The 242-nt window shown below is 61.2% G+C and carries 1 pseudogene; it reads left to right on the forward strand.

The features are described 5' to 3' along the window. A pseudogene (locus SB753_RS40635) lies at positions 1–242 on the forward strand (thiamine pyrophosphate-binding protein); the annotation flags it as partial.

The following is a 242-nucleotide window of genomic DNA, read 5'->3' on the forward strand; positions in this document are numbered from 1 at the left end:
GCCTCAAGGACGACAAGCGCCAGGCACGCCGCAAGTGGATGGCGCAACTTCAGGACGCCGAAGCAACTGCGACCGAAAAACTGATGCCGCTGTTCAAGTCGAACAGCACGCCGATTCATCCGTACCGCGTCGCTTACGAACTCAACGAGTTTCTTTCGGACGACACGATCTATATCGGCGACGGCGGCGACGTCGTGACGATCTCCGCGCAAGCGGTTCGCCCGCGCCGCCCTGGTCAATGG

This window comes from Paraburkholderia sp. SIMBA_053, from assembly GCF_046534895.1.
GTDB lineage: Bacteria > Pseudomonadota > Gammaproteobacteria > Burkholderiales > Burkholderiaceae > Paraburkholderia > Paraburkholderia caledonica.